The sequence below is a fragment of the Allomesorhizobium camelthorni genome (assembly GCF_011045125.1).
Classification (GTDB): Bacteria; Pseudomonadota; Alphaproteobacteria; order Rhizobiales; family Rhizobiaceae; genus Allomesorhizobium; species Allomesorhizobium camelthorni.
This window is the reverse complement of sequence record NZ_JAAKZF010000149.1, coordinates 1-7,696: the sequence shown is the minus strand read 5'-3', so window position 1 is coordinate 7,696 and position 7,696 is coordinate 1. Positions and strand designations below refer to the sequence as shown.

Annotated in this window: 5 protein-coding genes; 1 reads left to right on the top strand and 4 read right to left on the bottom strand. The window is 61.0% G+C overall.

Annotated features, from left to right (window positions below):
• Nucleotides 1–606: 606 nt before the first annotated feature.
• Complete coding sequence (locus G6N73_RS33755) at nt 607–2,115, bottom strand: alanine/glycine:cation symporter family protein (RefSeq protein ID WP_165034252.1); 1,509 nt, start codon at nt 2,113–2,115, stop codon at nt 607–609.
• Nucleotides 2,116–2,169: 54 nt separating this feature from the next.
• Nucleotides 2,170–2,601 (bottom strand): universal stress protein, encoded by a 432-nt coding sequence (locus tag G6N73_RS33750; RefSeq protein ID WP_165034251.1) that lies wholly within the window; start codon nt 2,599–2,601, stop codon nt 2,170–2,172.
• Between the two features lie 217 nt (nt 2,602–2,818).
• On the opposite strand from G6N73_RS33750, the gene G6N73_RS33745 reads away from it, so the two are divergent.
• Nucleotides 2,819–3,286: an Lrp/AsnC family transcriptional regulator gene (locus G6N73_RS33745; RefSeq protein WP_165034250.1), complete on the top strand. Its 468-nt coding sequence runs from the start codon at nt 2,819–2,821 to the stop codon at nt 3,284–3,286.
• 701 nt (nt 3,287–3,987) lie between these two features.
• Here the strand turns inward: G6N73_RS33745 and G6N73_RS33740 are convergent.
• Nucleotides 3,988–6,189 carry a xanthine dehydrogenase family protein molybdopterin-binding subunit gene (locus tag G6N73_RS33740; RefSeq protein WP_165034249.1) on the bottom strand — a complete coding sequence of 734 codons (2,202 nt, stop codon included), beginning with the start codon at nt 6,187–6,189 and terminating at the stop codon, nt 3,988–3,990.
• A 13-nt stretch (nt 6,190–6,202) separates the two neighbouring features.
• Nucleotides 6,203–6,649: a (2Fe-2S)-binding protein gene (locus G6N73_RS33735; RefSeq protein ID WP_165034248.1), complete on the bottom strand. Its 447-nt coding sequence runs from the start codon at nt 6,647–6,649 to the stop codon at nt 6,203–6,205.
• Between the last annotated feature and the right edge of the window lie 1,047 nt (nt 6,650–7,696).

Here is a 7,696-nt window from a genome sequence, read left to right as displayed (position 1 = left end):
TTTTCGGACATTTGCGGGCCGAGTTTTGCGTCTCGAAAGCGGCCCTTCAGTGCAACAACGCGGATGGCTGGCCCGCAGTTGTCATTCGAACAGCCCGTTTGCCCCCGTGAGCGGGCCCTCAACAGCGCTGTAGCGAGCGAGCGGCGCGGAGCTTGTCCATCAACCCTCAAAACCCAGATGCAGGTAGACATCAGCGCCTTTGGACCGTTGGTCGGCAACGGCCGCAACGAGCCCCTCAACCAGCGCGAAGGCGGAGGTTGCCGAATTGGGTAGCAGTCTACGTTTTGCCTGCGCGAACAAAACTTCGTCGGCATAGCGAGTGAGCGGGCTCGTCGGGCTGTCCGTGATGCAAAGAACGCGCGTACTTCCGAGCTATCGTCGAGTGGCAGCTTCGGGTCTGATTCAAGCCACGCCGTGAAGGGTGGCCTGGAGAAGCGCCGGGAAGATCGGCAATTGGTGTGAATCGGAGGGGGTCTCGGTGCCGATCGGCGGCTTATTCAGTTGATTCATTGCAAATGGTGGGATGCAAGATGCCGATTCACACCGGCGGTACAACTGTGCATGGCCACGGCTCCGGACGCCGCAGCCATGCCGTGTTCTCCCATTTTATGCGATCGCCGTAACCTTCCGGATCTCTCCTGAGCGTAGCTTGGCGAAGTACTGCTCTACCTCCTGTTTCACGACCGGCATAAGGATGTAGAGGCCGACGATGTTGGCGAGCGACATGGCAAAGATCATGGAGTCGGAGAAGTCGATGACAGGGCCGAGACTCATCGAGGCGCCGATCACCACAAAGATGCAGAAGATCAGCTTGAAAACGATCTCTGTCGCCTGCCCTTCGCCCATCAGGTAGGTCCAGGCTTTCAGGCCGTAGTAGGACCAGGACAACATGGTCGAAAACGCAAAGAGCAGCACCGCCAGCGCCAGGATGTAGGGAAAGAAGCCCGAGACTGAGCCGAAGGCCGCAGACGTGAGTTCTACGCCGGTCAGTCCGGTGTCGATCACACCGGTAAAGATGATGACGAGTGCGGTCATGGTGCAGATGACCACCGTGTCGATGAAGGGCTCGAGCAGCGAGACCACGCCCTCGGTTGTCGGCTCCTTGGTGCGCACGGCCGAATGCGCGATGGCCGCCGAGCCGATACCCGCTTCGTTGGAGAAGGCTGCTCTCCGGAAACCCTGGATCAGCGCGCCGATCGCGCCGCCGGCGATGCCTTCCGCCGAGAAGGCGCCGCCGATGATCTGACCGAAGGCCCAACCGATGTTGGTGATGTTCACGGCGATGATGACGAGCGCCGAGCCGACATAGAGGATTCCCATGAACGGCACGATCTTCTCGGTCACGCGGGCTATCGACTTGATGCCGCCGATGATCACGGAGCCGACCAGGACGGCCATTACCAGGCCGAACAGCCATCCGTAGCCGGAAAGCGGGCTTGTTGCCCCGCCGGTCACGTTGACCACCTGCTGGAAGGCCTGGTTGGCCTGGAACATGTTGCCACCGCCAAGTGCGCCGCCAACACAGCAGATGGAGAAGAACACGGCGAGGAACCGACCTAGCCCCGCTCGGCCCTTTTCCGCCAGGCCCTTCGAAAGGTAATACATGGGCCCGCCGGAGATGGTCCCATCCGGCAATTCGTTGCGGTATTTGACGCCCAGCGTGCATTCGGTGAACTTCGAGGCCATGCCGAGGAAGCCGGCCAGGATCATCCAGAAGGTGGCGCCTGCTCCGCCGATCGAGACGGCAACCGCCACGCCGGCGATGTTGCCCAGCCCGACCGTGCCCGAAAGGGCGGTCGCCAAAGCCTGGAAATGCGACACCTCGCCGGCATCCTCCGAATTGGAATAGTCACCCTTGACCAGCGATATCGCATGGCCGAAGGCGCGGAGCTGGATGAAGCCGAAATAGACGGTGAAGATTGCCGCAGCGATCACCAGCCAGCCGACGATCAGCGGGAATTCTGTGCCGGCCACCGGCACAGAATAGAATATAGTCGAAGCAATCACGTTCGAGATAGGCGCAACGGCGTTGTTGATCGTCTCGTCGAGCCCGGCCAACGCATGCGCGGGTACGAACGGCAGGCCAAAGGCCGCCGTGAAGAACAGCTTTTTCATCGGTTCAGAACCTTTTCGAGAAATGGTTGGGGCGACGCCCCGAAAACACGAGCGCTACGGCACCACCGTCACGGGTACGGGTGATGCCTGGACAAGCGTAATCGCCAGCCCGCCCAGAAGCCGATCGGCCAGCGAACGCGAGCCTTTGCGGCCGATGAAGATCTGGCGCGCCGCCAGCTTCTCGGCGATCTGGCAGAAGAGTTCACCAGCATGGCCGTAGCGGACCTCGCTCGTTACCTGAACTCCCCCGGCGGCAAGGTCCTTCGCCACCGGCTCGACGATTTCTGCCGCCCGCTTCAACTCCTCCTCGCGTCGCTTGTGGCGCTCGGCGAGCTCTTCCTGCGTCAGGAAGCTATAGGGCGACCATTCCAGCACGTACACGAGATGCACCCGTGCACGCGACGTTTTCGCAAGGCCGGACGCCAGCGCGGCTGCCCGGTGCGAGGCGTCGGTTCCATCAAAACCGACAATATAGATGTCAGACATCCATTTTCCCCTTCGTCGCCGGATTCCGCAAAACCCCGACCGGAAAGCGCCAGCCGATGGATCGGCAGGTCGGGACAGTCAAATTGCTTAGTCCGGCAATTTATTTTCAGCCTTCCTAACTCTAATATCAGGCAATATGGCTAGGACATGGCTCCAAATATGAAGAATTGTAGCGTATTATATCCTGAAATCAGCAATCTTATAGGAAAAATGGCTAATGAAGCTGGATCGCATTGACCGCAGCATTCTGCGCGAGCTGCAGGAGCATGGCCGCCTGCCCATCGTCGAACTGGCCAACCGGGTAAATCTCACCAAGACCCCGTGCGCTCAGCGCGTGAAGCGGCTGGAGCAGGCGGGCATCATCCGCGGCTATCGCGCCGATCTGGACCCCAGTCAGCTCGGGGCCGGCCATGTCCTGATCGTCATGGTGACGCTGGACAAGACGAGTGATGACGCGCTCGATCGCTTCAACGACGCCGTGCGCCTTATCCCGGAAGTGCAGAGCTGCCTGATGATAGCGGGGAACTTCGACTATCTGCTCAAGGTCAGGACCCACGACATCTCACATTATCGCGCGGTGCTGGGCCACCGGATCGGCAAATTGCCTAACGTCCGCCAAACGCACTCGTTCGTCGCTATGGAACTCGTGAAAGATAATGTGACAGTGCCTGTCCCTGCGGAATGAAGGAGCGGCTTCGGAAGCGCCGCGCGGATGGCGTTGACGGCCGCTTTGCCACCCTCGCCGTCGTGGGCGACTAGGAGGACGCACATCTGCTTGTTACGGTGCTCTGGAGGGAACGGGTCACCGCCGGGGACACATTGCAGTCCGAGGAAGATGTAGAATCCTTCGGCGGCGCCTTCGACTGGAAAACGCGTACCAGCGCATTCCCTCTGCGACCGACCGATCTCCTTTTCGACCTCAACACACCGTTCCTTGCGGAAATGCATTGGCAATCGGTTGACGGAACTTGATCAGCCGAGTCGCGCTGGCCCCGTCTGGACGGCCGCTATTGAGAAGCTCCGGGAAAGTCGGCTCCTGGCGCACGTGGTCGGTTGGTGCGTTCGGCCTTCAGATTGCCTGATGAGGCTCGGGAAGGTCCGGCTGGGGGTGGTTTCCTGCCGTACGTCTCCTGGACTGGAACGAGCATCGAGCGACATAAGCGGCTGTTCCTTCGCGTCATCCTGAAGCTCCGGATTGGCAGAACGCGCGGTCACAAAATCCTGCGAGTTCTCCCCGCTGAGCGAGCCCGATGTTGGCCTCGCTCCTTGACTTTTCGCAGATGCCATCAGGATTTCGAAATGCCGCGCCGAGAATCGCAGCGGTCGCGCTGCTCGACCATGTTCTTGCGTCGTCATTTGCTGCCGAGAGCAACAATTCAGTCCGATTCAGCCCGGCTGCTGCAACGTGGAGGGATCAACGGGCAGCGTTCGCAGGCGCTTACCCGTAGCCGCGAAGATCGCATTGGTCACGGCAGGGACGATGCACGAAGTCCCGGCCTCGCCCATTCCGCCCGGCGCTTCGGAACTCTGAACGATGTGCACCTCAACAGCTGGCGCCTCGTCCATCCGCAGGATTTGATAGCTGTCGAAGTTGGTCTGCTCGACCCGACCGTCCTTTAGCGTGATGTCACCATAAAGCGCCGCGGTGATACCGAACATGACTGCGCTCTGGATCTGCGCCTGGATGGTGTCGGGATTGACGACGGTGCCGCAATCGACCGCGCAGACAACGCGCCGAACGCGAACTGTGCCATCTTCCGCCACTTCGACCTCGGCGACCTGAGCCATGTAGGTTGCAAATGCGTTCTGGACCGAGACGCCCCGACCGACCCGCTCCGGGATCTCTTGTCCCCAACCGGCCTTGTCGGCGGCGAGCTTCAGAACCGCCTGGGCGCGCGGCGACTTGTCAAGGAGCGCGAGCCGGTAGGCGACCGGATCCCGCTTGGCCGCCGCCGCCAGTTCATCCATGAAACTTTCAGTCACGAAGACATTGTGCGACGGCCCGACGCTGCGCCAGAAGGCGGTCGGAATGCCGGGCGGTTCCACCCGCACGTATTCCACATGTAGATTCGGGAGGTCGTAGACAAGGTGGATGGCGCCTTCGGTAGTGTCGGGATCGAGACCGTTGTTGAACGCGGGCGGCAGCCACCTCGCTATGATCGAGGATCCGGCAAAACGATTGTTCCAGGCGACCGGCGTCCCCTTTGCGTCGAGACCGGCTGAGATTCGGTCGAAGAACATGGGACGATACATGTCATGTTGAATATCCTCCTCGCGCGTCCACACGACCTTGACCGGCCCGTCTACGTATTTCGCAATCTCGACCGCGCGAATGACACCATCGGCCTCGAGCCTTCGCCCGAAACCGCCGCCGATTAGATGATTGTGCACGACGACCTTCTCCAACGGCAGGTCGGCAGTCTCGGCCGCAGCCGCCTGCGCGCGTGCGAGGGCCTGGTTTCCGACCCAGATTTCGCAGCCGTCCTCACGCAAATGAACTGTGCAGTTCATCGGCTCCATCGTCGCGTGCGCAAGAAACGGAACCTGGTAGGTCGCTTCAACCTTGGTGACGGCGTCCGCCATCGCGCGGTCGACATCGCCAATGCTCTGCGCGACTGCGCCCGGATTGAGCGTTGCCTGTTCCAGCTCGCCGAGGATCGCGCCCGTGTCGAGCTTGGCGTGTAGACCGTCGTCCCATTCGATCACCAGGGCCTCAAGCCCCTTCTTGGCAGCTCCCATGTGATCGGCCACTACAGCGATGGCGTCGTCGAGCCGTACAATCTGGCGCACGCCATTGACGGCCTTGGCGGCGGCATCGTCGACGCTCTTTACGCGGCCGCCAAACACCGGCGACTGCGCAAGCGTCGCGATCTTCACGCCTGGCGGGCGGGCGTCGATCCCGTAGAGGGCCGTCCCATTGACCTTCGCCGGCGTGTCGAGACGCTTCGCCGGGGTGCCGATGAGCTTGAAATCCTGCGGTCGCTTGAGCTCGACGCTTGGGGGAACCGGCATCCGGGCCGCATCGGCGGCAAGCTCGCCGTAGCTGATACGTCGCCCCGCCGCGTGAACCACTTCACCGCGTTCAGCGCGGCAGGCAGCCGGATCGACTTTCCAGCGTTTCGCGGCCGCGGCCACCAGCATGATCCGCGCGGTCGCACCGGCCTGGCGCAGCGGCTCCCATGCTCCTCGGATCGCGTTCGAATTGCCGGTCGCCTGCACGCCTAGCAACGGATTGGCGTAGAGCTTTTCATCGGGCGGAGCGTGCTGCAGCTCGATCTGTTTGAGGTCCACCTCCAGCTCTTCAGCGATCAGCATCGGTATCGCCGTGTAGGTGCCCTGCCCCATTTCGACGTAAGGCATGGTCAGGATGATATTGCCGTCACTGCCGATGCGGACGAAGGCGTTGGGCGCGAAGACATCGTCGGTGGCCGCTTCGGCTTCGCCGGTTGCGAACGGCAGGCTGAGACTCAGCATCAGGCCTCCGCCCGCGGCGGCACCGACCCGGAGGAAGCTGCGCCTGGAGAGAGTGTTCGCCGACGGCGGTTCACCCCGACCGGAAGCTCGGGACGCCTGTTGGTCGATTGTCATGGTTACCTCCCTCTCAGCTCGCAGCAGCCTGCTTGATGGCCTCGCGAATGCGAGCGTAGGTCCCGCATCGGCAAATGTTGCCGGACATCGCATCGTCGATGTCGGCATCGGTTGGATTGGGGTTGGTGGCGAGGAGTTCCGCAGCAGACATGATCTGGCCGGACTGGCAGTAGCCGCACTGAACGACCTCCCGATCTAGCCAGGCCTTCTGGATCTTTGCACCCACCGCCGTCGCGCCGATCGTCACGATCTCGGACGCACCGATGCTGTCGATCGGCGTGACGCAGGAACGGGTGGCGACGCCGTCGAGATGCACCGTGCAGGCGCCGCAGAGCGCCAGGCCGCAGCCGAATTTCGTGCCGGTCATGCCAAGCACGTCGCGCAGCACCCACAACAGAGGAGTGTCATCGTCGACATCCACGCGATGCATCTGATCGTTGACTTTAATGGTGAAGGCCATGGTGTCTTCTCCCTTTGACCAATGGCGATCCGCAACGCTACCGCCACATGACGTCCAGTCCATTGTACGATGGTGTCGCCGACACCTTGGGATTGGTTGGCGTGGGTGTCCGCACGCAAATACCGCCAATAACAACTACGTCGGCGCCGGTCGCTGCGTCGCTCTCACGGCGAGCTGAGCCGTGCCAATTTAAGAGTAACCCGGCAATGCCAGTCTTGAATATGCCGCAACTAACGGAGGCTGACCATGAAAATCTTGATTGTATTAACGTCGCATGACTAGTTCGCGAATACGGGCAAACCGACCGGTTTCTGTCTGGAGGAGTTCGCGGCGCCCTACTACGCGTGTTCAAGACGGCGGCGCCGAGACCACCTTCACCTCGCCTTAAGGAGGGCAGTCGCCGATCGACCCAAAAGCGACGATCCGGACACACAGAAAGAAGCGGTGACGCGCTTCAAGCTTCAAGAAAGACTACTCAGCAGGTATTGGCGAAGACCAAAAGCTTCGCGATGTGAAAGCGGACGGTTTCGAAGCGGTCTTCTATCCCGGCGGCCATGGTCCCATGTGAGACCTTGTCCATGACGAGAATTTGATCCGGCAGATTGATGATTTCTACACTCGGGCAAGCCGGTCGCAGTGAGTCATGCCCCCGCTGTCCTGCAAAAGGTGACTAATCAGGGTCAACCTATCGTCGAGGGAAGGCGATTTACCGGCTTCACCAACACCGAAGAGGAAGCCGTACACCTGACGGATGTCGTGCCCTTCCTAGTCAAGGACGAGCAGCCAGAATGCCTCCTCGTCTAGCTCGGCCGCTAGGGAATTGCTTAAGCTCCTGCAGGCATAGTTCTGGTCCCGATGCGGAGCATTGGGTCTGTGAAAGCAAAGTCCGCGCTTCAACCTTTTGCCGAACTTCCCCAAGAGCGAGTGGAACGTCGTAGAAGGGTCGTGGCTTGCCGAGACCTTACCCCAGCGAACAGCAGGAGAAGGTTCGACTCGAGCCGATGCGCGAAGGGCAGCTTTGAAGGAGCGCCCTGAAGGTCGCGTTAC